Genomic DNA, 26,939 nt, shown 5'->3' with positions numbered 1-26,939 from the left:
ACCTCCTCGATCCAACTCATTGGGATCTCCAACGATAATGGAGATCGTGGGGGTGTCCAACGGTTTTCGGATAGGTTGGGTCCATGACCTCAGCGCTCGCCCACATCCAGTCCCTGCCGAGCTGGCTCGTCGGCCGCGTGGCGACCCGGGGTCGCGCCCTGGTCGCCGACGCGCTCGCGGCGGAGGGGCTCAAGCCCGCCCACCACGCGGTCCTCGCCGCGACGGACGAGTACGGCCCCCTCGCCCAGGCCGACCTGGGCCGCCGGCTGGCCGTCGACCCCAAGGACCTGGTCGGGCTGCTCAACCACCTCCAGGACGCGGGCCTCGTCCTGCGGACCCCCGACCCCGCCGACCGCCGCAAGAACTCCGTCAGCCTCACCCCGGCGGGCGCGGCCACCCTGGCCCGCTGCGGAGCCCTGGCGCAGGCGGCGAACGCGGAGTTCCTCGCGCCGCTGGCGCCGGCGGAGCGGCGCACGCTCATGGCCCTGCTGAGCCGTATTCACGACGCGACCGCGGACGAGAGCGGTCAGACCTCCACCAAGACCTGATCCAGGGACTTGCGGAGCAGGTCCGGGACCTCGCAGTCGTCCGAGGGGTAGCCGACCGGGATGACGGCGAAGGCCTTCTCGTTCTCCGGGCGGCTCAGGACGTGGCCCAGGAAGCGCATCGGGCTCGGCGTGTGGACGAGCGCGGACAGGCCGCTGAGGTGGAGCGCGGACAGCAGCATGCCGACCGCGATGCCGACCGACTCGTCGACGTAGTAGTGCTTGCGCTTCGTGCCGTCCGGGCCGAGCCAGTAGCGCTGCCGGAAGACGACGATCAGGGCGGGCGCGTCGGTCAGGTGGGTCTTGACGGCGTCCGTGCCGATCGGGCGCAGCGCGGCGAGCCACTCCTCGCCGAGCCGGCCGTCGTAGGAGATCTGTTCCTCCTGCTCCGCGGCGGCGCGGATCTGCTGTCGGACGGCCGGGTCCTTGACCAGGACGAACGTCCACGGCTGCTGGTGCGCGCCGGACGGGGCGGTCGCCGCGCAGGCGATGGCGTCCCGCACGACCTGCTCCGGGACCGGGTCGGTGGAGAAGCGGCGGACGGTGCGCCGCTCGTCCATCCGCGCCCGCAAATCGGCGACGCGCGCAAGGGATTCCCGGCTCGGCATGCGCGCCGGGCGGTAGGCGACGGGCCGGTAGGGCAGGCCGTGGGTGGGGGTCCAGTGCTCGGTCTCGTGTGACATGCGCAGATCTTCACGCGGAGGACCGGTCGCCACCAGATTCCCGCCGCCGCCCGCTGTCCGATCTGTGCGCTCAGGGGAGGTTTGGGGGTGGCGCGCGCCGGTCGATTCCCGCGGCGGGCGGCTGTTCCCACAGGCGCTCACTGGGCGGCCCGGGGCGGCCCGGAGCCCCGACGGCCCGCCGACCGTGCCCGCCGCGCGCGCCTGGACCACTGCCGACGCGGGGGACGCGCCCTCGCGATCGACCTGCGCGGGTGCGGCGCGGCCCGCGATGGACCACGCCCCCGACCGGCCGGCCCCCGCCGGGTGCCCGCCGGGGATCGCCGATCGCGCGAGGGGCTCTCCGAATTCCGGAACCCCCGCGCGTTTTTGGCCTTTCCGCCGCCCTCGCCCCCGCCCCAGGCTCCGGCTACGAGCCCGAGACGCTCGGCGCGCCCGTTTCGATGTGGCCCGTGTAGCGGCGCGACCAGGTGCCGTCGCAGTCCGCCAGGATCGTGAAGTCGTACCAGCCGTTGTTGTACGCGACCGCGTTGAAGTAGTCCTCGCGGGAGGAGTTCGCCGGGACTGTGTACGTCCACGGCCCGTCCGTGCGGTAGGCGTTCGAGCGGATCGTGAAGGTGACCGGTGCGGCCGAGGCGTTGGTCATCTTGAAGTAGAGCGCCGTCTTGCCCGTGCCCGGTTCCACCGCGTAGCGGGCGGCGACCTCGACCGACTTCCCCGCCTTCGACGCGTCGCCGATGAAGCGCCGCAGGAAGCGGTTGGGACCGTACATCGAGATGTCGTACTTGCCGGAGCCGCTGCCGAGCCCGATGTTGAAGTAGTCCGTCGCGGTGGAACCGGCGTCGACGGTGTACTGCCAGGCCGCCGTGTCCCGGTACTGGTGCGGGTGGATCGAGAAGTGCGCGGCCTGCTTCGCCTGCGCGCCCTGGTTGGTCATCGAGAACCAGGCCAGGATCTTGCCCGCCGCCCCGAACTCGAAGCGGTCCAGGTTTCCGTTCGCCTGGTACGGCAGGGCCCGCGCCGGACGGGTGCCGGCTTCCTGCGCGGGGAGGGCGTTGTCCTGTGGCGCAGGGTTGGGCAGCGGGCCGCAGGTCGACTGGCCGATGACCTTCGAGGTCGGGGGCAGTCCGGCGGGGACGCCGTAGACGGGGTGCGCGAAGTCGAAGACGCCCGTCAGGTCGCCCGTCACCTTGCGGCGCCACGCGCTGATGTTGGGGCAGGTCGCGGGGGTGCCCAGGGCCGAAGTCCACGTCTCCATGAAGCGGAGCACGGAGGTGTGGTCGAAGACCTCGGAACTGACCCAGCCGCCCCGGGTCCACGGGGACATCACGATCATCGGCACGCGGAAGCCCAGGCCGATCGGGGTGCCGTCGATGTACTCGCCGGGGGTGCCGGGCGGGGCGATCGGCGGGGCGACGTGGTCGAAGAAGCCGTCGTTCTCGTCGTAGTTCAGGAAGAGGACGGTGGAGTCGAAGACCTCCCGGTTCGCGGCGAGCGCCCGGTAGACCAGGTCGACGAAGTGCGCGCCGTCGCCGGGAGGCGCGTAGGGGTGCTCGGAGAAGGCCTCGCTCGCCACGACCCACGACACCTGGGGCAGGGTGCCGGCGACCACGTCGGCGCGGATGGCCGCCGCGATGTCGTCCGGGGTGGAGCCGGTGACCTTGGGGACGGAGCCCATGCCCCGGTCCCACAGCGGGTCGCCCGGGGCCGAGTCCGTGAACTTCTTGAAGTAGGCCAGGCCATTGTCGCCGTAGTTGTCCTGGGCGTTCTGGTAGACCTTCCAGCTCATCCCGGCCCGCTGGAGGGCCTCGGCGTACGTCTCCCAGGTCAGCCCGGACTCGTCGCCGCCGTCCTTGCTGCCCGCGTCGACCTTGCCGCTCCACAGGAACGTGCGGTTGGGGCCCGTCGCGCTGAGGGTGGAGCAGAAGTAGCCGTCGCAGATCGTGTAGGCGTCGGCGAGCCCGTAGTGGAACGGTATGTCACCCCGGTCGAGGTAGCCGAGGGTGCGGGTGTTGCCGACGCCGGTGACCCAGTTGTCCATCCGGCCCTTGTCCCATGCGGCGTGCTGCGAGGACCAACTGTGCGGGAGGTCCCCGTCGCACTGGGCGAGGGTCTCGCTGTCGACACCGCCGGCGGCGGGGGTGGCGCTCAGCTTCCAGGGATACTGGCGGCCGCCCCAGTTGGGCTGGTTGAAAGTGCCCCAACCACCCGGTATGTTGCCGGCCGCGCGGTCGCCGAAGCCGCGGACGCCCCTCAGTCGACCGAAGTAGTGGTCGAAGCTGCGGTTCTCCTGCATGAGGATCACCACGTGCTTCACATCGGTGATCGTGCCGGTCGCGGCGGCCGCGGCCGCCGTCGTCGACGTGACCGCGGGCAGGGTGGCCCCCGCCACCAGCCCGGCGCCGATACCCACGAAACCCCTGCGGCTGATCGGTGTCACTGGCTACTCGCCTCCAACCCAAGTGCCCCGTCGGCACATTGAGCGAAAGAGTGGCGGGCGCCGGACCAAAGGTCTACATCCGTGCGGTAAGAAGTCGGTGAACTTCCGGGTGGCCGGAATCAGCCCTCGACGCGAACGAGCATCTTGCCCAGATTGTCCCCGCGGAGCATGCCCAGGAACGCCTCAACCGTGTGCTCGAACCCCTGTACAACGGTGGTATCCGTACCGATCCGCCCACTGCGCAGGTGCGGGACCAAGAACTCCTCCAGCTCGTCCTGCAGATTGGTGTGATTGCGAACCAATACCCCTTCCAGTCGAAGCGACTTGTGTACGACCTCGAACAGGTTGCGCGGCGCGGCGGGGGAGCGGTCGCCGTTGTACATCGAGATCGCCCCGACCCAGGCGATCCGCCCGAACTCGCGCAGTGCGTCGATCGCGCCCTCCAGGTGGTCCCCACCGACGTTGTCGACGTACACGTCGATACCGCCGGGCGCGGCCTGTGCGAGCTGCTCGCCGACCGGGCCGTCGTGGTAGTCGAAGGCGGCGTCGAAACCCAACTCGCCCGTCAGATGTGCGACCTTGGCCGCCGAGCCCGCGCTGCCGATGATCCGGCGGGCGCCGAGCAGCCGGGCGATGTGCCCGATGGCCGTACCCACCCCGCCCGCGGCGGCGGAGACGAAGAGGTCCTCGCCCTCGTGGAGGGCAGCCGTCCGGGTCAACGCGGCGTAGGCGGTCAGGCCGGTGCCGCCGAGGATGGAGAGGTACGCATCCAGGGGGACCCCCTCGTGGTTCCTCAGCTTGCGGGCGCCGTCCACGCCCGGGGTGACCAGCGCGTGGGTGCGCCAGCCCCGCCGGTGGAAGACGAGGTCGCCCTCGGCCAGGCCGGGGTCCCGGGACGCGACCACCCGGCCGACCGCGCGCCCCTCCAACGGGGCGCCCAGCTCGAAGCCGCCCTCGCCGCCGTCCATCAGCCCGCGGTGGTACGGGTCCACCGAGAGCAGGAGGTTGTGGACCAGGGCGGTCCCGGGAGCGGGCGAGGGGACCGGCGTCCGTACGCGGGCGAAGTCGTCGGCGGTGGGGAAGCCGGTGGGGCGGGCGATCTGGTGGACGGCGTAGCCGGTCTGCGTGCTCATGCCGGTGACCGTAGGAAGGAATCACCGGCCCGGGCAGGGGGTTGGGCTCATGGAAGCCGCACAACCATGAATCCCGCTCATAGAACGAGGTGAGAGCCCGCGTGGCCGAGCTCGCCCCGCAGGAACTGCGCATCCTGGTCGCCGTCGCCGAAACCGGCGGCTTCTCCGCCGCCGGCGCCGCGCTCGGCATCGGCCAGTCGGCCGTCTCGCACTCGGTGCGCGGCAGCGAGGCCAAGGTCGGCGCGGTGCTCTTCGAGCGCGGACGCGCCGGGGCGACGCCCACCCCGGCGGGGGAGCGGGCCGTCGCCCTGGCCCGGCGCATCCTGCGCCTCCACGAGGTCATGGGCGCCGAAGCCCGCGCCGCCGGCCGGGCCCCGGCCGAGGCGGTGGACGGCGTACTGCGCGTCGCGGCGTTCCGCAGCGCCGCCCTGCACCTGCTGCCGCCCGCCCTGGAGCGCCTCACCGCCCGTCACCCGGGGCTGCGGCCCGAGGTCCGGGTCGTGCGCGAGCTCGGCGCCGGTACCGCCGGGGAGGTCCTGGCGGGCCGGGCCGACCTGGGCATCGCCACCCTCGGCGGCTCGACGGGGCTGCCGCCCGGCCTGCTGAGCGGGGTCATCGCCGAGGAGGCGTACGCCCTGGTCCACCCGGTGGGTCACCCGGACCCCAGGACGCTGCCGCTCCTGGACTGGGACGAGAACTGCGGCTCCTACACCCGTGCCTGGTGGGCGGCCCAGGACTGGATTCCGCGGGCCACCGTGAAGGCGGAGGACGACGGCATGGTGTTGACCATGGTGGGCCGGGGGCTGGGGATGGCGATCCTGCCCGAGCTGTCGCTGCGCGAGGCGGGGAGAACCGTGGAGATCGCCGACCTGGGGCCCGGGAGGCCGGTGAGGCAGGTGGGCTACGTCACCACACCGGAATCGGCGTCCACCCTCGCCGTGAGGGCCCTGATCAGGGAACTTCGATCGAAAGACGGCTGAGGGGAACCGCTCTCAAGGCCGCTCGGGCGCTCCGTTCGAGTCATTCCCGTCTCAGATACTAGGAAGTCCGAGTAATTGCGGAGACAGACAGCGGCACCTGCCCTAGCTTTGTAGGAGCCGAACGTCTCGCTGATCCGGCGAATGGCGGTCGAGAGCGTGCGCCCCCTGGCAGGCAACCCCTGCGGCGCACCGCCCCCCGCCTCTTCCGGCGCCTTGAAGGAACCCCTCATCCGTGGCCCCGCCACGCCGTGATCTCAAGGAGTCGATCACCATGACCCCCACCACCGCCGCGGTCCGCCGTGTCCGCCACTCCTCCACCGCCGACGCCGATCGCAAGAACGCCGCCGCGGCTCTCCAGCGCGCGCTGGACCGCCGCGACAACGGCGGCTCGACGGGCCACTGAGCCGCCCCGCGGCCCGTGGTCACCTTCTGACGTACAGCCCGCGTCCGGGCCGCAACCCCGGACGCGGCACCGACCGTCCCACCATTCACACGAGTCCACATGGGTCCACATGGTGGACGGATGATGTCTGAGGGCTGGGACAGGGAGTACGGTTCCGACATGTCGACCAGCATCAAACTCGCAGTGATCCCCGGTGATGGCATCGGCCAGGAAGTCGTGGCTCAGGGCCTCAAGGTCCTTACCGCGGTCCTGCCCCAGGATGTGAAGCTGGAGACCAAGGAGTACGACCTCGGCGCCCAGCGCTGGCACCGCACCGGTGAGACCCTCCCGGACGCGGAGCTCGAAGAGCTCAAGCACCACGACGCGATCCTGCTGGGCGCCATCGGCGACCCCTCGGTCCCCTCGGGGGTCCTGGAGCGCGGTCTGCTGCTGAAGCTGCGCTTCGCCTTCGACCACTTCATCAACCTGCGCCCCTCGAAGCTCTTCCCCAACACGGCCACGCCGTTGGCCGGTCGTCCGGAGATCGACTTCGTGGTGGTGCGCGAGGGCACCGAGGGTCCATACACCGGCAACGGCGGCAGCCTGCGCACGGGGACCCCGGCCGAGGTGGCCACCGAGGTCAGCATCAACACCGCGTACGGTGTGGAGCGCGTCGTCCGTGACGCGTACGAGCGGGCCAACGCCCGCCCCCGCAAGAAGCTGACGCTGGTCCACAAGAACAACGTCCTCGTGTACGCGGGTCACATGTGGAAGAACATCTTCGACAAGGTCGGCCGGGAGTACCCCCAGGTCACCACCGACTACCTGCACGTCGACGCCGCGACGATCTTCTTCGTCACGCAGCCCGAGCGCTTCGACGTCATCGTCACGGACAACCTCTTCGGTGACATCCTCACCGACCTGGCCGCTGCCGTGACCGGCGGGATCGGCCTGGCCGCCTCCGGGAACATCAACCCGACCGGCGCCTTCCCGTCCATGTTCGAGCCCGTCCACGGCTCGGCCCCGGACATCGCCGGCACCGGCAAGGCCGACCCGACCGCGACGATCCTCTCCGTCGCCCTCCTGCTGCGCCACCTGGGCTACGAGGCCCAGGCGGTCCGCATCGAGGAAGCGGTCTCCGTCGACCTGGCCGAGCGGGACGGAACCTTCCGCTCCACCGACGCGATCGGCGACGCCCTCGCCGCGCGAGTAGCCGGCTGACCCGGCAGAGCTCCACACCCAGGAAGCCGCCGGGTCGCGATCACCGCACCCGGCGGCTTTTCCTGCGCGGCCCCGGGTGCCACCATCTCCCCTGGGCCGCATCACCCCGTTTCTCCGAGGACACCTCGCGCGCGATAATCGAACGCGAGGCCGCGGAATACGGGGAAGCTCGGACGTCCTAGTACGCGTGAGCGCGGTCCGCCATACACAAACGGTGAAGGACAAGCACTCATGACGACGCCCACGATCGAGCTGAAGCCCTCCTCGAACCCCCTGTCCGACGCGGAGCGCGAGGCGATCTTGGCCAGCCCCGGTTTCGGCCGCCACTTCACCGATCACATGGTGACGATCAAGTGGACCGAGGGCCGCGGCTGGCACGACGCCGAGCTGGTCCCGTACGCGCCGCTGTCGATCGACCCGGCGAACATGACGCTGCACTACGCGCAGACCATCTTCGAGGGCCTCAAGGCCTACAAGCAGCCCGACGGCACGGTCGCCACGTTCCGCCCCGAGGCCAACGCCGAGCGCTTCCAGACCTCCGCGCGCCGCATGGCGATGCCCGAGCTCCCCGCCGACCTGTTCATCGCCGCCTGCGACGCCCTCATCGCGCAGGACCGCGCCTGGGTGCCGGACTCCGGCGAGGCCTCGCTGTACCTGCGTCCGTTCATGTTCGCGTCCGAGGTCGGCCTGGGTGTCCGTCCGGCCAACGAGTTCCTGTTCATGGTCATCGCCTCGCCGGCCGGCGCGTACTTCCCCGGTGGCGTCAAGCCCGTCTCCGTCTGGCTCTCGGAGGAGTACGTCCGCGCCGTCAAGGGCGGTACGGGCGCGGCGAAGACCGGCGGCAACTACGCGGCCTCCCTGGTCGCCCAGGCCCAGGCGGCCTCGCACGGCTGCGACCAGGTCGTGTGGCTCGACGCCGTCGAGCACCGCTGGATCGAGGAGATGGGCGGCATGAACCTGTACTTCGTGTACGGCGACCGCATCGTCACCCCCGAGCTCACCGGTTCGCTCCTCCCGGGCATCACCCGCGACTCGCTCCTCACCATCGCCCGCGACCTCGGCTACACCGCCGAGGAGGGCCGGATCAGCACCGAGGACTGGAAGCGCGACAACGAGAACGGCACCCTGACCGAGGTGTTCGCCTGCGGCACGGCCGCCGTGATCACCCCGGTCGGCTCGGTCAAGTCGGAGCGCGCCAACTGGACCCAGGGCACCGGCGAGCCCGGCGAGGTCACCATGAAGCTCCGCAAGGCGCTGCTGGACCTCCAGACCGGCCACACCGCCGACACCCACGGCTGGATGCACCCGCTCGGCTAGTCCCTGTCGGGCGCGTCCGCCACGAGGTCCCGGCCGCGAGGTCGGGGCCTCGTCGTGCGTTCGGGGTCCGCTGCCGCCGACGGCGCGGGCAGTTCGCGGCGGCCGTCCGTCCCACCCGAACGGCTCATCCCGGCCCCGCTCTCGGGCAGGCGCTCGGGGAACGCCACGACCGATGCGGGCCGTCGGCCGCCGGGCCGTTCGAGCCCGGACGTCGCTCCCTGCGGGCGCGGGACCCGCCCGTAAACGGATGCGGGGTGCGTACCGGCGTGCGAATTTGGTCGCGCCGCCGATTCGGCGCCGGACACCGGCCCGGGCGGCCCGGTACGCCCCTCCATCGGGGGTGGACCCCTCGTGCGCCGGCGGCTCGTGCCGGCGGAAAGGCGGATCCCATGAAGCGGTTCGTTGCCTCCGGCCTGATCTGTGCGGCCGTGGTGCTGGGCGCCTCGGCATGCTCCAGCAATGACGAGACCCCGGAGGAAAAGGCCTCGAAGGCCGGAGCCGAGCTCTGTACCAACCTGACCCAGCTGAAGTCGGACAATGCCGCACTCAAGGCGTTGAACCCGGCCACGGCCACGAAGGACCAGATGCAAAAGGCCTACGACGCCGTGCAGACGGACTGGAAGAACGTCAAGGAGAACACCCAGACCATGAAGTCGGCCGAGCGGGACGCCGTCCAGTCGGCTGCGGAGAACCTCAAGAAGGCCTACGAGGGCCTGCCCGGCGACACCACGGGCAAGGAGGCCCTGACCCAGCTCCAGCCGCAGATCCAGCAGCTCGACACCGCGGCCACCCAGGCGGCCACCGACCACCACTGCCGGGCCGGCTGACCGGGCACGGCGGGACGGGCCGCCGACGGCGGCGACGACCGACGGCGCGGGCCCCGGGGAGAGGAATCCCCGGGGCCCGCGCCGTACGTCCGCTTCAGCCGGCGTCAGTCGACGGCCACCGCGACCCCGACGGCGGCCGACACGGCCGTCTCGTCGAGTCCGGCCGGCTCGGCCGGCTCGGACGCGTCCGCCGTCTTGAACGTCAGGGCCAGGTACACCAGGCCGCCGACCAGGCCGGAGAGGACGAAGGAGCAGTCCACCCCACCGGTCAGGGCCAGCAGCGGGCCCTCGTAGAAGGGGGTGGTCACGGCGAGCAGGCCGACGCCCGCGCCGATCGCCCAGGCTGCGGTGGCCCGGATGTTCCAGCCCGCCCGGTACCAGTAGATCCCGCCGACCGAGCGGCGGTTGAAGACCTGGAGCGCGTCGGCGTCGTACTGCCCGCGGCAGCGGACGTAGCCGATCAGGGTGATGACGGCCCACGGCGTGCCGATCGCGGTCAGCAGCAGGACGAACGAGGTCATCGCGGACTGGACGTCCCACTCGAACGAACCGATGAAGACGAACGCGGTGGCGACGGCGGCGGCGATCACGGTGGCCTTGGTACGGGTGGCCTTGGGGACGATCGCGTCCAGGTCGAGGCCCATGGAGTAGAGCATCAGCCCGGCGTTGCCCACCGAACCGGCCGCGGCCGCGGCGAGCAGCGGGACCAGGTACCAGAAGGGCGCCGCGTCGACGAGCGGCCCGGCGTAGTCCGCGCCGGCCTTGGCGGCGAGCGCGGTGTACGTGCCGAACAGCTGCGGGATCAGGAGACCGATCGCCAGACCCAGACAGGTGCCCCAGAAGACCTTGCGGGAGCTGTGCCGGGTCGGGGAGATGTAGCGGGTGTAGTCGCCGAGCAGGGTGATGAAGGCGACGGGACCGCTCAGACCGGCGGCGACGGCGGCCAGCAGCCAGGTCGGCCAGAACGAGCCGAGCAGGTACGAGGTCCCGAGCGGCGCGGCGGTGGTGAAGTCGGGCGCGTAGGCGTAGAGGCCGATGGCCAGCAGGATCACCATGCCGATGGAGAGCACCTTGCTCATGCGCAGGAGCAGTCGGTAGCCGAAGACGGCCCCGACGACGGTGAAGGCGGCCAGTACGCCGTACATGACCGAGTGGGTGACGTTGGTGTCCGGGAGCCCCACGAGCCGCGCCAGGGTGCCGACCATCACGTCGCCACCGATCCACAGGGTCAGGGCGGTGTAGCCGAGCGCGAGGAGCAGGCCCACGATCGAGCCGACGAGCCGTCCTCGGACGCCGAACTGGGCGCCGCTGGAGGTGGAGAGGTTGGTGGCCGTCCGCAGGGAGACCAGCGCCAGCGGCGCGGTGAAGGCGATGCCGACGAGGGTGCCGGTCACGATGGCCGTGAGCGAGGGCCACAGGCCCAGCCCGAAGGACGGGGGCAGCCAGCCGAACACGATCACGCCGAGGCAGAGATTGGAGCCGAGCAGGATCGATATCAGGTCACGGGGACCGCTCGTCCGCTCCTCCTCGGGGATCGTGTCGACTCCACGCTGTTCGATGGGCATGGGGGGAGCTCCCTTGGCAGGGCGGGGATGTTTGCACTTCGTTTGAGCGACATTCAATGTGACCTAATCCCTGGCCTGAGGTCAATGCTTCATTGCAGGGAAATGAAGAGTTAGAGTGATGCTCTAACCCATCGACTCAAAAGGTGGTGGATCGGCGTGCGGCTGACCCCTACGGAGCGTGACCGGCTGCTGCTGCGCGGCGCGGCGGAACTGGCCAGGTCCCGGCGGGCCCGGGGCCTGAAGCTCAACGTCCCCGAGGCCACCGCGCTCATCGCGGACACGATCTGCGAGGCGGCCCGCGACGGCAAGCGGCTCGCCGAGGCCATCGAGGAGGCCCGAAGGGTGCTGGGCCCCGACGACGTGCTGCCCGGCGTGTCCGACGTGGTCACGGAGGTCCACGTCGAGGCCGTCTTCGACGACGGATCGCGGCTCGCCGTGGTCTCCTCGCCGATCCGGGGCGCCGTGGGCCTGGGCGACGACGCGCCCGGCGCGGTCGTGCCCGGCCCGGGAGCGCCCCAGCCGGAGCCCGTGGTCCACCTGCGGGTGCGCAACACGGCCTCCGTGCCGGTCAGCGTCACCTCCCACTTCCACTTCTTCGAGGCGAACCCGCGCCTGGACTTCGACCGGGCCGCGGCCTACGGCATGCGGCTGTGCGTGCTCGCGGGCTCCTCCGTACGGTTCGACCCGCACGGCGAGGCCGAGGTCGGGCTGGTCCCCATCGGCGGCGAGCGCGTGGCCATCGGCTTCGCGGGGCTGGTCGACGGGCCGCTGGACGCCCCCGGCGCCAAGGCGGAGGCCCTGCGCCGCGCCGCCGCCTGTGGCTACCTGGGCGTCGGCGAGTCCGGGGACGCGACGACGGACGACTCGACGGACGGAGACCAGGCGTGAGCAAGCAGACCAAGCACAGCGACCACTGCGCGCCCGGCGCGAGCCGGCACATCGACGCGCACGAGTACGCCTCCGTCTTCGGCCCCCGCGCCGGCGACCGGGTGCGACTCGGCGACTCGGGCCTGACCGTCCGCGTGGAGCACGACGCGCAGAAGCCGGGCGACGAGTTCCTGGCCGGCTTCGGCAAGACCGCCCGCGACGGCCTGCACCTCAAGGCCGCCGCCGTCCGCGACACCTGTGACGTGGTGATCAGCAACGTGCTGGTCATCGATGCCGTCCTCGGCATCCGCAAGGTGTCCATCGGCATCCGCGAGGGCCGCATCCACGCGATCGGCCGGGCCGGCAATCCCGACACCCTCGACGGCGTGGACGTCGTCGTCGGCACCGGTACGTCGATCGTCTCCGGCGAAGGTCTCATCGCCACCGCCGGAGCCGTGGACACCCACGTCCACCTGCTCTCCCCGCGGATCATGGAGGCCTCGCTCGCCGCCGGCGTCACCACCGTCATCGGCCAGGAGTTCGGCCCGGTCTGGGGCGTGGGGGTCAACTCCCCGTGGGCGCTGAAGCACGCCTTCAACGCCTTCGACGCCTGGCCCGTGAACATCGGCTTCCTCGCCCGCGGCTCCTCCTCGGACGCCGCGCCGCTGGTGGAGGCCCTGACCGAGGGCGGCGCGAGCGGGTTCAAGGTCCACGAGGACATGGGCGCGCACACCCGCGCCCTGGACACCGCCCTGCGGGTGGCCGAGGAGCACGACGTACAGGTCGCCCTGCACAGCGACGGCCTCAACGAGTGCCTCTCCGTCGAGGACACCCTGCGCGTCCTGGACGGCCGCACCATCCACGCCTTCCACATCGAGGGCTGCGGCGGTGGTCACGTCCCCAACGTGCTCAAGATGGCGGGCGTGCCGAACGTCATCGGCTCCTCCACCAACCCCACCCTGCCCTTCGGCCGGGACGCGGTCGCCGAGCACTACGGCATGATCGTCTCCGTCCACGACCTCAAGCCGGACCTGCCGGGCGACGCGGCCATGGCGCGCGACCGCATCCGGGCCGGGACGATGGGCGCCGAAGACGTCCTGCACGACCTGGGCGCGATCGGCATCACCTCCTCCGACGCCCAGGGCATGGGCCGCGCCGGCGAGACCATCCGGCGCACCTTCGCCATGGCCGCCAAGATGAAGGGCGAGCTGGGCCCGCTGGCCGGCGACGGCGAGGGCGACGACAACGCCCGCGTCCTGCGCTACATGGCCAAGCTGACCATCAACCCCGCCATCGCCCACGGCCTGGCCCACGAGATCGGCTCCGTCGAGGTCGGCAAGCTCGCCGACATCGTGCTGTGGCGCCCGCAGTTCTTCGGCGCCAAACCCCAGTTGGTGTTGAAGTCCGGCTTCCCGGCGTACGGGGTCACCGGTGACCCCAACGCCGCCACCGACACCTGCGAACCGCTCGTACTGGGGCCGCAGTTCGGCGCGTACGGGGCCACCGCCGCCGACATCTCCGTCGCCTTCGTCTCCGCCGCGGCGGCGGCGCTGGGCTCCGACCAGATGCCCACGCGCCGGCGCCGGGTGGCCGTACGCGGCGCCCGTGGCATCGGCCCCGCGGACCTCCTCCTCAACTCCCGGGTGGGCGCGGTCGACGTGGACGCGCGCAGCGGCCTCGTCACCCTCGACGGCGATCCGCTGCGCTCCGAGGCGGCCGATTCGGTCTCCCTCAACCGCCTGTACTTCCTGTAGCCGACACAGCTTGTAAGCCGGCACGGCTTGTAGGCCGCCACAGCTTGTAAACCAGCCGAGCTTGTCAATCAGCCCAGCCCTTAAAGGACCCCTCATGACGAAGCCCGTCGCCGACGGATTCCGGATGCCCGCCGAGTGGACGCCCCACGAGCGCACCTGGATGGCCTGGCCCAGCCCCAACCCCACCTTCACCAACGAGCAGGAACTCGCCGAGGCCCGTGAGGCGTGGGGAGCCGTGGCCCGCGCGGTCCGCTCGTACGAGCCCGTCACCCTCGTGGTCTCGCCCGGTGACGCCGAGAGCGCCCGCGCGATAGTCGGCGACGACGTGGAGCTGGTCGAGCGGGAGCTCGACGACGCCTGGATGCGGGACATCGGTCCGACCTTCGTCACCAACGACGCCGGTGAGCTGGCCGCGGTCGACTGGACCTTCAACGGCTGGGGCGCCCAGGAGTGGGCCCGCTGGGACCACGACGAGAAGATCGCCCGCCACGTCTCGGACCTGGTCGGCACCCGGACGTACAGCACCTCCCTGGTCAACGAGGGCGGCGCCATCCACGTCGACGGCGAGGGCACCGTGCTCCTCACCGACACCGTGCAGCTCGGCGAGGGCCGCAACCCCGACTGGAGCCGCCGGCAGGTCGAGGAGGAGATCCACGCCCACCTCGGCACCACCAAGGCCATCTGGCTGCCGTACGGCCTGGCCGGGGACTACGGCACCTACGGCACCCAGGGCCACGTGGACATCGTCGCCGCCTTCGCGCGCCCCGGCGTGGTCATGGTCCACGCCCAGCCCGACCCGGCCCACCCGGACCACGAGCGCTGCAAGACCATCGCCGCGCTCCTGCGCGCCTCCACCGACGCGCGGGGCCGGCAGCTGGAGGTCGTGGAGATCCCGGCGCCGACCGTGCTGGAGGAGGACGGCGAGTGGGTCGACTACTCGTACATCAACCACTACCTGTGCAACGACGGCGTCGTCCTGTGCTCCTTCGACGACCCCCGGGACGAGGAGGCGGCGGAGATCTTCCGCGGTCTGTTCCCCGAGCGGACCGTGACCCTCGTTGACGCACGTACGATTTTCGCCGGGGGTGGCGGTATCCACTGCATCACCCAGCAGCAACCGAAGGTCTGACCCGGGTGGTCGGACCGATGTAGAGGAGAGGCCCATGGCGGCGGGTGGAGTACGGCCGGCGCGGAAGAACGCACCGCCGCGCGAGGACGTGCTCGTCGCCGCCATGGCCACGATCGCCGAACGCGGCCTGGACGGTCTGACCATGGCCGGCCTGGGTCGCGAGGTCGGCATGAGCAGCGGCCACCTCCTGTACTACTTCGGCAGCAAGGACGAACTGCTGCTGCGGACCCTGGAGTGGAGCGAGGCCGAGCTCGGCGGCGAACGACGCGCCCTGCTCTCGCGCGGCGGTACCGCGCGCGAACGGCTCGCGGCCTACGTGGACCTCTACGTCCCCGACGGCGCCCGGGACCCGCACTGGACCCTGTGGTTGGAGGTCTGGAACCGGTCGCAGAACGCCGGGCCGGGCGAACGCGAGCGGCAGGCCGCCATCGAGGGCGCCTGGCACCGCGATCTCGTGGCGCTGCTCGCCGAGGGCATCTCGCGCGGGGAGTTCCGGCCGGTGGACGCCGACCGCTTCGCGGCCCGGATGCGCGCCCTGCTCGACGGGTTCAGCATCCAGGTCGCCGTCGGCCTGCCCGGGATAGGGCGGGGCGACATCCTCGACCACGTGAGGGAATTCGTGGACCAGACGCTGGCGGCGCCGCCGGCCTGACCCCGCGGGCGCCCGATCACCCCCAGACGCGATCACCCCCAGACCCGATCGCCCCGAGACGCGATCGCCCCGAGACCCGATCACCCCCAGACCCGATCACCCCGAGACCCCGATCCGCCGAGACCCGCCCGCACCGCCCCCGCTCGCATAGTGAGACGTCGGTCCGCGCGCGTGGACCCCTGTGGCACACTGCGGGCGTGCCTGCTCAGCTCATGATTATCGACAGCAGCGCGCCGGTCCGCAGTGGCCGCTAGCCGTGGAACAACCACGGGAAAGCGGCCACCGTGCCTCAGACCCGCGCGCAGACCTCTCGCACCCGCGAGAGGTTTTTTCGTTTCCCGGCCCATTCCTGCCGGGGCCCGGCAGCGCGCGATGATGGGGGCAGTGGATCCCCGGTCTCCGGAACCACTCATCCGACAGGAGTCAGACCAGCATGACGACGACAGAGGCCACGGAGCCGACTGAGCCGCAGGCAGGCACTGCCGACGGCTTCCACGTCTTCGACACCACCCTGCGCGACGGCGCCCAGCGCGAGGGCATCAACCTCACGGTCGCGGACAAGCTGACGATCGCCCGGCACCTGGACGACTTCGGGGTGGGCTTCATCGAGGGCGGCTGGCCCGGCGCCAACCCCCGCGACACCGAGTTCTTCGCCCGCGCCCGCGCCGAGATCGACTTCAAGCACGCGAAGCTCGTAGCCTTCGGCGCCACCCGCCGCGCCGGCGGCTCCGCCGCCGCGGACCCCCAGGTCCGCGCCCTGCTGGAGTCCGGCGCGCCCGTGATCACCCTGGTCGCGAAGTCCCACGACCGGCACGTCGAACTCGCGCTGCGCACCACCTTGGACGAGAACCTGGAGATGGTCCGCGACACCGTCTCCCACCTGGTCGCGGAGGGCCGTCGGGTCTTCGTCGACTGCGAGCACTTCTTCGACGGCTACCGGGCCAACGCCGAGTACGCGAAGTCCGTCGTGCGGACCGCGTACGAGGCCGGCGCCGATGTCGTCATCCTCTGCGACACCAACGGCGGCATGCTCCCCGCCCAGATCTCCGCCACCGTCGCCACCGTCCTCGCGGACACCGGCGCGCGCCTGGGCATCCACGCCCAGGACGACACCGGCTGCGCGGTGGCCAACACGCTCGCCGCCGTGGACGCGGGCGCCACCCACGTCCAGTGCACCGCGAACGGCTACGGCGAGCGCGTCGGCAACGCCAACCTGTTCCCCGTCGTCGCCGCGCTGGAGATCAAGTACGGGCGTCGGGTGCTGCCCGAGGGCGCGCTCGCCGAGATGACCCGGATCTCGCACGCCATCGCCGAGGTCGTCAACCTGACGCCGTCCACGCACCAGCCGTACGTGGGCGTCTCCGCCTTCGCGCACAAGGCGGGCCTGCACGCGTCCGCGATCAAGGTCGACCCCGACCTCTACCAGCACATCGACCCCGAGCGCGTCGGCAACACCATGCGGATGCTGGTCTCCGACATGGCGGGCCGCGCCTCGATCGAGCTCAAGGGCAAGGAACTCGGCGTCGATCTCGGCGACGACCGCGCGCTGATCTCCCGGGTCGTGGAGCGGGTCAAGGAGCGCGAGCTCCAGGGCTACACCTACGAGGCCGCCGACGCCTCCTTCGAGCTGCTGCTGCGCGCCGAGGCGGAGGGCCGGGCCCGCAAGTACTTCCGGGTCGAGTCCTGGCGGGCGATCGTCGAGGACCGTCCGGACGGCACCCACGCCAACGAGGCCACGGTCAAGCTGTGGGCCAAGGGGGAGCGGATCGTGGCGACGGCCGAGGGCAACGGCCCCGTCAACGCGCTCGACCGCGCGCTGCGGGTGGCGCTGGAGCGGTTCTACCCGCAGCTGGCCAAGTTCGAGCTGGTGGACTACAAGGTCCGCATCCTGGAGGGCAAGCACGGCACGGAGTCCACGACCCGGGTGCTGATCTCCACGACGGACGGCGCCCGCGAGTGGTCCACGGTCGGCGTCGCCCCGAACGTGATCGCGGCCTCCTGGCAGGCCTTGGAGGACGCCTTCACCTACGGTCTCCTACGCGCGGGCGTCGAACCGGCCGAGTAGGCGCGCGGCCCCGGCCCGGGCACAGACCGGCCCCATGTCCCGTTCACCCGCGCGAGGGGCGGTTCGGGTAGCGTCGTAGACATGAAGACCAGGCTTGTCTCCGTATTGTCCGGTCTGTTGCTGGGGCTTTTCGCGTTCGCTCTCGTGGGCGCGCCGCATGCGTCCGCCGACACCGGGACCGCGGCCGTCGCGCGGGCCCTCAAGCAGGGTCCCGTCTACGTCGACCCCCGCGCCGAGGCACAGCTGCCGAAGGCGCAGGCGGACGCGCTGGCCCGGAAGATCGAGAAGGCCGGGAAGCCGGTCTTCGTCGTGGTCCTCCCCGCCACGGACGAGTTCCCGCCCAATGGGCTGCTGAGCGCCGTCCGCGCCCAGACGGGCATCACGGGGCTGTACGCGATCCGCCTCGGCACCGGCTTCGACGCCGGGGCCGACGCCTCCGTCATGCCTCGGGTCGCCGTACGCAACCTCACCGACGCCGTGAAGGCGGGCGGGCCGGTCGACGCGGTCACCGAGCTGAACAACTTCGTGGACCAGGCCCTCACCCAGACCAAGGGCGGGGCCCCGGCCTCCTGGGGCGACACCGGCGCCGACCACGGCACCCCGGTCGGCGGCCTGGTCACGCTCGGCGCGGTCGCCGTGCTCGGCGGCGGCGGCGCGTACGCGCTGGTCCGGCGCAACCGCAAGAAGAAGGAAGAGGTCCGCCGCGAGGCCGTCGCCCGTCTCGGCGTGGTCGTGGACGAGGACATCACCGCCTTCGGCGAGGAACTCGACCGCCTGGACTTCCGGCCCGGTGAGCCCGGCGCCGACGACGCCATGCGCGCGGATTACGGCCAGGCCCTGGACTCGTACGAGAGGGCCAAGCAGATCATGGCCCAGGTCCGGTACCCGGAGGAGGTGCAGGGCGTCACGCAGGCACTGGAGGACGGTCGATACGCCCTGGCCCGCCTCGACGCGCGCCGCCAGGGCCGGCCGGTACCGGAGCGTCGGGCGCCGTGCTTCTTCGACCCGCGCCACGGTCCGAGCACGGAGGACGCCACTTGGGCCCCCGCGGGCGGGGTGGCCCGTACCGTCCCCGTCTGCACGGCGGACGCCGTGCGGCTGCGCGACGGCCTGGACCCGGCCGTGCGCACCGTGGACACCGACCACGGGCCGCGCCCCTACTACGACGCGGGCCCGGCCTACGGCCCCTGGGCCGGCGGGTACTTCGGCGGGGGCATCCTGCCCGGTCTGCTCGTGGGCACGATGCTCGGCTCGATGATGTCCGGTCCGGCGTACGCCTCCGACTTCGGCGGAGTGGGCGGCGGGTTCGACGGCGGCGACGTGTCGGGGGCCGACTTCAACCCGGCCGACTTCGGCGGTGGGGACTTCGGCGGCGGCGGGGGCTTCGACGGGGGTGGCGGCGGGTTCGACGGCGGGGGCGGCTTCTAGGGCTCGGGGCTCACGGCCCGGGCCCGGCCGCCCCCGGGTATCGCCGACGAACGGCTCAGGCCTGCTTGACGGCCGAGATGTCGAAGGTCAGCTTCACCTTGTCGCTGACCATCACGCCGCCGGCCTCCAGTGCGGCGTTCCAGGTCAGGCCCCAGTCGGAGCGCAGGATCTGCGTGGAGCCCTCGAAGCCGACGCGCTGGTTGCCGTAGACGTCGGTGGCCGAGCCGCCGAACTCCAGGTCGATGGAGAGCGGGCGGGTGACGTCCTTGATCGTGAGGTCGCCCGTGATGCGGTAGGTGTCACCGCCGAGCGCGGCCGCCCCGGTGGAGCGGAAGCTCATCAGCGGGAAGGTCTCGGCGTCGAAGAAGTCGGCGCCGCGCAGGTGGGCGTCGCGATCGGCGATGCCGGTGTCCACGGAGGCGGTCTTCACCTCGATGGTGGCCGTCGAGCGGGACGGGTCGGCGCCGTCGAGGTGGAGGAGGCCCTCGTGGTCGCTGAAGGCGCCGCGGACGTTGGTGACCATCGCGTGCCGGACGGTGAAGCCGATGTTGCTGTGGGCCGCGTCGATGGCGTAGTCGCCGGTGAGGGCGGCGAGCGCGGGGTCCACGTCCAAGGTGGAGACGGGTGCGGTGGTGGCGTTGTCCTGGTTGCCGGTGCGGCGGGTGAAGATACCCATGATCACTCCTCGGTCGAAGGGTCGAAGTTTTGTTTAATTTTCAACGATAGCGACGCTAGACCCATTCCGTTCAAATTTCAACCTCTTCGCCTCTGGGGGGGTGATTTGTAGGATCTCCATAACGGGCGACGGTCCGGGCTGGTGGAGTTCGCGCATCCTCCGGTGGTTCTGTCCGGGCCGCACAGCGGATCGCTCCGGAGACTGTGTGGAACCAACGGAGGGTTTTCGGCCCGTCACTTCGTAAGGTCGGTACATGACCGTTGTGGACCAGACCCAGAGCGAGCCGACGGACGCCCGCGGGCGCGTGGCCGAACTGCATTCCCTGCGCGAGCAGGCGCGGCGCGGCCCCAGTGACCGGGCGACCGAGGCGCAGCACGCCAAGGGCAAGCTGACCGCGCGCGAGCGCATCGCGCTGTTGCTCGACGAGGGTTCCTTCAAGGAGGTCGAACAGCTGCGCCGACACCGGGCGAGCGGCTTCGGCCTGGAGGGCAAGAAGCCCTACACGGACGGCGTCATCACCGGCTGGGGCACCGTCGAGGGCCGCACGGTCTTCGTCTACGCCCACGACTTCCGGATCTTCGGCGGCGCGCTGGGCGAGGCCCACGCCACGAAGATCCACAAGATCATGGACATGGCCATCGCGGCCGGTGCCCCGCTGGTCTCCCTCAACGACGGCGCGGGCGCCCGCATCCAGGAGGGCGTCTCCGCCCTCGCCGGTTACGGCGGCATCTTCCAGCGCAACACCAAGGCCTCCGGCGTCATCCCGCAGATCTCGGTCATGCTCGGCCCCTGCGCCGGCGGCGCCGCGTACTCCCCGGCCCTGACGGACTTCGTCTTCATGGTCCGCGAGACCTCGCAGATGTTCATCACCGGCCCGGACGTGGTCCGCGCCGTGACCGGCGAGGAGATCACCCAAAACGGGCTCGGCGGCGCCGACGTGCACGCCGAGACCTCGGGCGTCGCGCACTTCGCGTACGACGACGAGGAGACCTGCATCGCCGAGGTCCGCTACCTCATCACGATGCTGCCCTCCAACAACCGGGAGAACCCGCCGCTCCACCCGTCCACGGACCCGGCGGACCGCCGCTCCGACGTCCTGCTGGACCTGGTGCCCGCGGACGGCAACCGCCCCTACGACATGCTCAAGGTCATCGAGGAGCTCGTCGACGACGGCGACGTCCTGGAGATCCACGAGCGCTGGGCCCGCAACATCATCTGCGCCCTCGCCCGCATGGACGGTCAGGTCGTCGGCATCGTCGCCAACCAGCCCGGCCACCTGGCCGGCGTCCTGGACATCGAGGCCTCCGAGAAGGCGGCCCGCTTCGTCCAGATGTGCGACGCCTTCAACATCCCGATCATCACCCTGCTCGACGTCCCCGGCTTCCTGCCCGGCGTCGACCAGGAACACGGCGGCATCATCCGTCACGGCGCCAAGCTGCTGTACGCCTACTGCAACGCGACCGTCCCGCGGATCTCGCTGATCCTGCGCAAGGCGTACGGCGGCGCGTACATCGTCATGGACTCCCAGTCCATCGGCGCCGACCTCACCTACGCCTGGCCCACCAACGAGATCGCCGTGATGGGCGCCGAGGGCGCGGCCAACGTCATCTTCCGCAAGCAGATCGCGGACGCCGAGGACCCCGAGGCCATGCGCGCCCGCATGGTCAAGGAGTACAAGGCCGAACTGATGCACCCGTACTACGCGGCCGAGCGCGGCCTCGTGGACGACGTCATCGACCCCGCCGAGACCCGCGAAGTCCTCGTCAGCGCCCTCGCGATGCTCCGCACCAAGCACGCCGATCTGCCGTCCCGCAAGCACGGCAACCCGCCGCAGTAAGAGCGAAGGAGACCTGCCACCCATGAGCGTCACCGCAGACACGCTGCTCAAGGTCGAGAAGGGCAACGCCAAGCCCGAGGAGCTGGCCGCGATCACCGCGATCCTGCTCGCCCGCGCCGCCGCCGCCCCCGCGGCCGCCCCGGTGCACCGCATCGGCTCCCAGGCCCGCTGGCGCCGCCTGGAGCGCAGCCCCGGCTTCCGCTCGGCCCACAGCTGGCGGGGCTAGACCCCAGCGGCTGGACCCGGCGGCGGTCTGACCCCGTAGCGGCCCGAACGACGAAGGGCCCCCCGCACTCCTCGGAGCGCTGGGGGCCCTTTCGCGTGGGCCGGACCGGCCGGTTACCGCAGGCGGGCCATCAGGGCGTGCTCGACCAGGGTGATGAGCGCGCTCTTGGCGTCCCCGCGGTGGCGGGCGTCGGTGGTGATGATGGGGGCGTCCGGGCCGATCTGCAGGGCCTCGCGGACTTCCTCCGGGGTGTACGGTTGGTGGCCGTCGAACCCGTTGAGGGCGATGACGAACGGCAGGCCGCTGTTCTCGAAGTAGTCGACGGCGGGGAAGCAGTCGGCGAGACGGCGCGTGTCGACCAGGACCACGGCGCCGATGGCTCCGCGCACGAGGTCGTCCCACATGAACCAGAAGCGGTCCTGACCCGGGGTACCGAACAGGTACAGGATCAGGTCCTGGTCCAAGGTGATGCGGCCGAAGTCCATGGCGACCGTGGTGGTCGTCTTGTCCCCGGTGTGGGTGAGGTCGTCGATACCGGCGGAAGCGCTGGTCATGACGGCTTCGGTACGCAGCGGATTGATCTCGGAGACCGCGCCGACGAACGTGGTCTTGCCCACGCCGAAGCCGCCCGCCACCACGATCTTCGCGGAGGTGGTGGAGCGAGCCGCTCCGCCGTTAGAGCTTGCGAAGTCCACTGAGCACCCTTTCGAGCAGTGTCACATCTGGCTGGCCGCCGGCAGACTCGTCGCCGCCGGGCTGATGAATGGCGACAAGGCCCGCCTCCGCCAAGTCGGCGACGAGGATGCGGGCGACACCAAGAGGAATGGAGAGGAGTGCCGAGATCTCCGCGACGGATTTGATCTCCTGGCACAGACGGCAGATGCGCTGGTGCTCGGGCAACTGCCCTTGCAACCGAGCGGGATCAGCCGTGGTACTGACCAGCGCCTCGATGGCGAGCTGGTAGCGCGGCCGGGTACGGCCGCCGGTCATCGCGTACGGACGCACCAGCGGGTTGTGCGCCTTGGGCGCCTGCGGACGCGAGGCCCGGGGCGGTTGCTGCGGGAGCCGGTGAGGAGCCTGCGGCTGCTGCGGCTGACCGTACTGCGGCGGCTGGTGCTGACCGTACTGCTGCTGGTAGGGGTCGTGCTCCGGCACGGGCCGGCTTGGAGCGGAGGGGAAATTGAAGCGGTTCTGGTCGTGCCCACCCTGCGGCTGTTGCGCGCCGCCATAAGGATGTCCTCCGGGTGTTGTCACGCTTCCTCCTCCTGCTCCAAGAACGCAGTACTCCCTGTAGAACCGCGCCACCGCACCTTATGGTGCGATGACGCGAAACGCACTGCCTGTTTGCTAGTTGAGAAGACTTCCCTGCAGCTCCGAACGCAGTTCCGGGGTGAGGACACTGCCGGCTCGGTCCACGAGGAGGGCCATCTCGTAGCCCACGAGGCCGATGTCGCACTCGGGGTGCGCGAGCACCGCGAGCGAGGACCCGTCGGAGACGGACATGAGGAACAGGAATCCCCGGTCCATCTCCACCACGGTCTGGTTGACGGCGCCGCCCTCGAAGATGCGGGAGGCCCCTGCGGTCAGCGAGGTCAGACCGGAGGCCACGGCCGCCAGCTGATCGGCGCGGTCGCGCGGGAATCCGTCGGACATCGCCAGAAGAAGGCCGTCGGCGGAGACCACCACCGTGTGGGACACCCCGGGGGTGTTGTCCACGAAGTTGGTGATCAACCAGTTCAGGTTCTGTGCCGCCTGGCTCATCGGGCTCACACTAACGCTCCTGGTCATAGCTGTTACTTGACTGCTCGGAACCCGCGCTGCGTCCCTGCTGGACACCGCGCCGCAGGTTGCTCAACCTGCCGCGGACGTCCTCCGGGGCGCGGGAGACCTGGGGGCCGCCCTGCGGGGTCGTCTCCGCAGCACCCTCGACCAGGTTGGCCTTGGGCACCCGCCGAGGAAGACCGGACGGGGTGACCCCGCCCGCCTTCGGCTCACGGAGCTTGGCGGCCTGCTGCCAGCGCTCGTCGTTGTTCGAACGCCATGTCGCGCTGCCTTCCGTCTCCTCCGGAGCACTCTGCGCCTCAGCCGGCTGCTGCTGACGCTGCGGCCGCTGCTCGAAGAGAGATCCGGTGGACTCCGCTTTCTGCTGTCCCGACTGCTGCTGGCTGCCGCGACGCGGCAGGCCCGCCCCGGTCATCTGGTGACCGGTGTCGGCAGCGGCACCCGGACGGTCGAAGCCTACGCGGTCCGAAGCCGCTTCGGGAGCGGCCTGGGATTCCGATTCAGTCCGGTAGTCCTGCTGGTAGGCGTCCGAGTAGGTGTTCTGTTCGGGCCATTCGCCTTGCTGGGACTGAGATGCGTAGCCGTCCTCATAGGACTGGGCGTTGTGCCCCTGGTCCTGGTATTCGGCTTCCGGATAAGCGTAGTTCTGCTCCGGGTACGCCTCGTACGCCTGCTCGGCAAGCGGAGTCTCGTACGAGGCCTCGTAGCCCTGTCCGGACTGCTGCTCGAAGCCCTGGTACTCCTGGTACCCGTGCTCGGGCTGGGGTTCCGGATACTCCTGAGAGGAGTATCCGGACTCCTGCTGCTGGTCCTGCTCCTGCGGGAAGCCGACCTGGGCCGCCAGCGCGGCCCGGCGCTCCTGCTGGGACAGGGACCGCCCGACCGGGTCGAGCGAGTGCTCCTCCCCGCCCTGGGCGTCGTAGCGCGAGTCGTCGAAACCGAGTTCGGCGGCCGTGCGCAGCGGCGGGGCCGCCTGGGCCCGCTGCTCCGGGATGATCGAGGAGACAGTGAAGTCGTCGTCCGGTATGCCCTCGCCACCGCCACCGTGGGTGATGGCGTCCGGGAGCATGACCAGCGAGGTGGTGCCGGCAGCCTCTCCGGAGGGGCGCAGCTGGACGCGGATGCCGTGGCGGTCCGCCAGCCGGCCGACCACGAACAGACCCATGCGCTGCGAGATCGCGGCGTCCACGGTCGGCGGGTTGGCCAGCTTGTGGTTGATGTCCGCGAAGTCCTCGGCGGTGAGACCGATGCCCTTGTCGTGGATCTCCACCATGACGCGACCGTCGGGCAGACGCGTGGCGTTGACACGGACCTTGGTCTGGGGGGAGGAGAACGTCGTCGCGTTCTCCAGGAGCTCGGCGAGCAGGTGCACGAGGTCGGTCACGGCCTGGCCGTGGATCTCCGCCTCGGAGACGCCCGAGAACTCGATGCGCTCGTACTGCTCCACCTCGGAGGAGGCGGCGCGCAGCACGTCGACGAGGGGCACCGGCTGGTCCCAGCGGCGGCCCGGCTCCTCACCCGCGAGGATGAGGAGGTTCTCGCCGTTGCGCCGCATACGGGTGGCCAGGTGGTCCAGCCGGAAGAGGTTCTCCAGCTGGTCGGGGTCGCCCTCGTTGTTCTCCAGGTCGGTGATGAGGGTCAGCTGACCCTCGATCAGCGACTGGTTGCGCATGGAGAGGTTGGTGAAGATCGCGTTGACGTTCCCTCGGAGGAGGGCCTGCTCGGCGGCGAGCCGGACCGCTTCCCGGTGGACCTGGTCGAAGGCGCGGGCGACCTCGCCGATCTCGTCCTGGGAGTCGATCGGGATCGGCGTCACGCGGGTGTCGACCTTGCCGGGGTCGGTGCGCGAGAGCTGGTCGACGAGCATCGGCAGGCGCTGCTCGGCGACGTCGAAGGCGGCAGCGCGCAGACGGCGCATGGAGCGGCTCATCTGGCGGGCCATCATGCCGGCCAGGATGAACGCGGCCAGCAGGGCCACGACCACGGCGGCACCGGTGATGATGGCGTCGTTGCGGGCCGAGTCGGAGACCGCGACGGAGTCCTTGACGGCCTTGTCGAGGAGCTCGTTCTCGATCTCGGCGTAGCCGTCGAACTTGGCGGTGGCCGCGGCCTGCCAGGCGGGGGCGGTGGTACCGGCGGCGGCGAGCTTCTCCTTGCTCGCGCCACTGGCTATCGCCTCGGTCATGCCGGTGAGGGCGGAACCGTTGACGACCGGCGGCGCTTTGAACGTGGTGCCGGCCTGGTCGGCCGCCAGCTTGGCGGCGGTGAGCTTGGCCGCGCCGTCCTTGGCCTTGTCGGCCATGACCTCCTTGAGGCGGTTGGTGTCCGCGTCGGTGCCCGCCGCGACGTACTCGCCGATGGCGATCTCTTCGAGGTAGGCGTAGGAGGAGAACGCGACGAGCTGGCCCCTGCGGACCTCCTCGTTCTCGTTCGGGCGGACCAGGAGGTGCGTACCCACCGAGCGCTGGAGCGAGTTGGCGGCCTTGGCAAGCTCCACCGCGTAGACCATGCGGCCGTAGCTGGTGACGTTGCCGGTGCCCAGGCCCAGTTCGTTGGAGAACGTCATGAGGTAGTGCTGGACCAGCACGTAACCCTCTTCGGTCGGGATGGGACCCGCCGAGTTGGGCAGCGACTTCTTCGGTGTCTCCGGAGCCACGTAGGCCGTCTTGCGGACCTGCTCCAGCTTGGGCTCCTCCTGGCGGAAGAGCGCCAGGCGGTGCTCCAGGCTCTGGTTGTCCGGGAGGTCCTTGGCGGCGTCGGCGAACTTCTGCTTGGCCGCGTCGGTGGCCGCGTAGGCCTTCGCCACGACCGGGCTGTTGCGCTCGCCCTTGAGGAGGGGTTCGGCGGTGAGGTCACGCTCGTTCAGGAGAGCCTGGCCGTATTCGGCCGCCGCCTGGACGATGCGCGCCGTCTTCTCGGCGTCCTTGGCCTCGTTCCAGCTGTCGACCGAGCCCTTCACCTGGAAGCCACCCATGACCAGTCCGACGAGGACGGGTACGAGGAGGATGGCGTTCAGCTTGGTCGGCACACGCCAGTTGCGCGGGGCGAACTTGCTGGCGCTGCCCTTCGCGGCGGGTGGCTCCACGGGCACGTCGACGGGCGACGCGGCCGCTCGCGGCGGCGGGGTGAAGTTGCCCCGCGCGGGTTCGACCCCGGGGCTCGCGTTGCTTCGCCTCACTCGACCAACAACCTCTCGGCGGTGCTACTAGCTAGTTCGTTGAATTCCAGCACGGTTGACGGCCCTGCTCCAAACACTCGGAATCGGCCATTCCAACAGCCTTATGTCCCGCATAAATCGGACATAAAGAGCGACCTGCGGCAAATGCCGGGCTCGTTGTGAGCACAGCGGTACCGGGTGAACGCACCCTGTGCCCGACTGGCGGGTAATTCTCTGTCGAAACGTTATGAACGAGGAGAGCGGGCCGTGTTCCAT

Annotated in this window: 23 protein-coding genes; 14 read left to right on the top strand and 9 right to left on the bottom strand. The window is 70.8% G+C overall.

Features of this window, described 5'->3' with window-relative positions; genetic code table 11:
- Window positions 1-83: 83 nt before the first annotated feature.
- Entirely contained in the window at window positions 84-548 is a 465-nt protein-coding gene (locus ACV7NM_RS10115) for a MarR family winged helix-turn-helix transcriptional regulator (protein WP_463409986.1), read from the top strand.
- On the opposite strand, the gene ACV7NM_RS10110 is transcribed toward ACV7NM_RS10115, so the two are convergent.
- From ACV7NM_RS10110 to ACV7NM_RS10100, 3 genes are all read right to left on the bottom strand, one after another.
- Window positions 527-1,228, bottom strand: coding sequence for a nitroreductase family protein (locus ACV7NM_RS10110; protein WP_463409985.1), 702 nt, complete (start codon window positions 1,226-1,228; stop codon window positions 527-529). The genes ACV7NM_RS10115 and ACV7NM_RS10110 overlap by 22 nt on opposite strands.
- Window positions 1,229-1,634: 406 nt before the next feature.
- Window positions 1,635-3,665 carry a phosphocholine-specific phospholipase C gene (locus tag ACV7NM_RS10105; protein ID WP_463409984.1) on the bottom strand — a complete coding sequence of 677 codons (2,031 nt, stop codon included), beginning with the start codon at window positions 3,663-3,665 and terminating at the stop codon, window positions 1,635-1,637.
- Between the two features lie 119 nt (window positions 3,666-3,784).
- The gene (locus tag ACV7NM_RS10100; RefSeq protein ID WP_463409983.1) at window positions 3,785-4,798 is read right to left on the bottom strand and encodes an NADP-dependent oxidoreductase; all 1,014 of its coding nucleotides are present in this window, start codon (window positions 4,796-4,798) and stop codon (window positions 3,785-3,787) included.
- A gap of 101 nt (window positions 4,799-4,899) precedes the next feature.
- Between ACV7NM_RS10100 and ACV7NM_RS10095 the strand changes: the two genes are divergently transcribed.
- From ACV7NM_RS10095 to ACV7NM_RS10075, 5 genes are all read left to right on the top strand, one after another.
- Window positions 4,900-5,778 carry a LysR family transcriptional regulator gene (locus ACV7NM_RS10095; protein ID WP_463409982.1) on the top strand — a complete coding sequence of 293 codons (879 nt, stop codon included), beginning with the start codon at window positions 4,900-4,902 and terminating at the stop codon, window positions 5,776-5,778.
- A gap of 271 nt (window positions 5,779-6,049) precedes the next feature.
- Complete coding sequence (locus tag ACV7NM_RS10090) at window positions 6,050-6,181, top strand: hypothetical protein (protein WP_361128211.1); 132 nt, start codon at window positions 6,050-6,052, stop codon at window positions 6,179-6,181.
- 159 nt (window positions 6,182-6,340) lie between these two features.
- Window positions 6,341-7,381: a 3-isopropylmalate dehydrogenase gene (locus ACV7NM_RS10085; protein WP_463409981.1), complete on the top strand. Its 1,041-nt coding sequence runs from the start codon at window positions 6,341-6,343 to the stop codon at window positions 7,379-7,381.
- A gap of 231 nt (window positions 7,382-7,612) precedes the next feature.
- The gene (locus ACV7NM_RS10080) at window positions 7,613-8,698 is read left to right on the top strand and encodes a branched-chain amino acid aminotransferase (RefSeq protein WP_463409980.1); all 1,086 of its coding nucleotides are present in this window, start codon (window positions 7,613-7,615) and stop codon (window positions 8,696-8,698) included.
- A 389-nt stretch (window positions 8,699-9,087) separates the two neighbouring features.
- A complete protein-coding gene (locus ACV7NM_RS10075; RefSeq protein WP_463409979.1) occupies window positions 9,088-9,525 on the top strand; it encodes a hypothetical protein in 438 nt (145 codons plus the stop codon).
- Window positions 9,526-9,629: 104 nt separating this feature from the next.
- Here ACV7NM_RS10075 and ACV7NM_RS10070 read toward each other — a convergent pair whose 3' ends face one another.
- Window positions 9,630-11,090 (bottom strand): cytosine permease, encoded by a 1,461-nt coding sequence (locus tag ACV7NM_RS10070; RefSeq protein WP_463409978.1) that lies wholly within the window; start codon window positions 11,088-11,090, stop codon window positions 9,630-9,632.
- 156 nt (window positions 11,091-11,246) lie between these two features.
- Between ACV7NM_RS10070 and ureA the strand changes: the two genes are divergently transcribed.
- From ureA to ACV7NM_RS10040, 6 genes are all read left to right on the top strand, one after another.
- The gene (gene ureA / locus ACV7NM_RS10065; RefSeq protein ID WP_463409977.1) at window positions 11,247-11,978 is read left to right on the top strand and encodes an urease subunit gamma; all 732 of its coding nucleotides are present in this window, start codon (window positions 11,247-11,249) and stop codon (window positions 11,976-11,978) included.
- A 50-nt stretch (window positions 11,979-12,028) separates the two neighbouring features.
- Window positions 12,029-13,711, top strand: coding sequence for an urease subunit alpha (locus tag ACV7NM_RS10060; RefSeq protein WP_463413885.1), 1,683 nt, complete (start codon window positions 12,029-12,031; stop codon window positions 13,709-13,711).
- Window positions 13,712-13,805: 94 nt separating this feature from the next.
- A complete protein-coding gene (locus tag ACV7NM_RS10055) occupies window positions 13,806-14,840 on the top strand; it encodes an agmatine deiminase family protein (protein WP_463409976.1) in 1,035 nt (344 codons plus the stop codon).
- A 34-nt stretch (window positions 14,841-14,874) separates the two neighbouring features.
- Window positions 14,875-15,492, top strand: coding sequence for a TetR/AcrR family transcriptional regulator (locus ACV7NM_RS10050; protein WP_463409975.1), 618 nt, complete (start codon window positions 14,875-14,877; stop codon window positions 15,490-15,492).
- A 433-nt stretch (window positions 15,493-15,925) separates the two neighbouring features.
- Window positions 15,926-17,557: a citramalate synthase gene (gene cimA / locus ACV7NM_RS10045; protein ID WP_463409974.1), complete on the top strand. Its 1,632-nt coding sequence runs from the start codon at window positions 15,926-15,928 to the stop codon at window positions 17,555-17,557.
- A gap of 81 nt (window positions 17,558-17,638) precedes the next feature.
- Complete coding sequence (locus ACV7NM_RS10040) at window positions 17,639-18,985, top strand: hypothetical protein (RefSeq protein WP_463409973.1); 1,347 nt, start codon at window positions 17,639-17,641, stop codon at window positions 18,983-18,985.
- A gap of 55 nt (window positions 18,986-19,040) precedes the next feature.
- Here the strand turns inward: ACV7NM_RS10040 and ACV7NM_RS10035 are convergent, their stop codons facing one another.
- Window positions 19,041-19,661: a YceI family protein gene (locus tag ACV7NM_RS10035; RefSeq protein ID WP_463409972.1), complete on the bottom strand. Its 621-nt coding sequence runs from the start codon at window positions 19,659-19,661 to the stop codon at window positions 19,041-19,043.
- A 253-nt stretch (window positions 19,662-19,914) separates the two neighbouring features.
- Between ACV7NM_RS10035 and ACV7NM_RS10030 the strand changes: the two genes are divergently transcribed.
- Window positions 19,915-21,498, top strand: coding sequence for an acyl-CoA carboxylase subunit beta (locus tag ACV7NM_RS10030; protein ID WP_463409971.1), 1,584 nt, complete (start codon window positions 19,915-19,917; stop codon window positions 21,496-21,498).
- A 22-nt stretch (window positions 21,499-21,520) separates the two neighbouring features.
- On the top strand, window positions 21,521-21,724 hold the full coding sequence (locus tag ACV7NM_RS10025) for an acyl-CoA carboxylase subunit epsilon (RefSeq protein ID WP_463409970.1): 204 nt from the start codon (window positions 21,521-21,523) through the stop codon (window positions 21,722-21,724).
- Window positions 21,725-21,837: 113 nt separating this feature from the next.
- On the opposite strand, the gene ACV7NM_RS10020 is transcribed toward ACV7NM_RS10025, so the two are convergent.
- The 4 genes from ACV7NM_RS10020 to ACV7NM_RS10005 form a co-directional block, all read right to left on the bottom strand.
- On the bottom strand, window positions 21,838-22,419 hold the full coding sequence (locus ACV7NM_RS10020) for a GTP-binding protein (protein ID WP_079429940.1): 582 nt from the start codon (window positions 22,417-22,419) through the stop codon (window positions 21,838-21,840).
- The gene (locus ACV7NM_RS10015; protein WP_463409969.1) at window positions 22,400-22,978 is read right to left on the bottom strand and encodes a DUF742 domain-containing protein; all 579 of its coding nucleotides are present in this window, start codon (window positions 22,976-22,978) and stop codon (window positions 22,400-22,402) included. The genes ACV7NM_RS10020 and ACV7NM_RS10015 overlap by 20 nt, the downstream gene beginning before the upstream one ends.
- Window positions 22,979-23,071: 93 nt before the next feature.
- On the bottom strand, window positions 23,072-23,485 hold the full coding sequence (locus tag ACV7NM_RS10010; protein WP_008739857.1) for a roadblock/LC7 domain-containing protein: 414 nt from the start codon (window positions 23,483-23,485) through the stop codon (window positions 23,072-23,074).
- 10 nt (window positions 23,486-23,495) lie between these two features.
- Complete coding sequence (locus ACV7NM_RS10005; RefSeq protein WP_463409968.1) at window positions 23,496-26,684, bottom strand: nitrate- and nitrite sensing domain-containing protein; 3,189 nt, start codon at window positions 26,682-26,684, stop codon at window positions 23,496-23,498.
- Window positions 26,685-26,939: the final 255 nt, after the last annotated feature.

This window comes from Streptomyces sp. Tek67B01, assembly GCF_055231995.1.
This window is presented reverse-complemented; position numbering and strand designations above follow the sequence as displayed.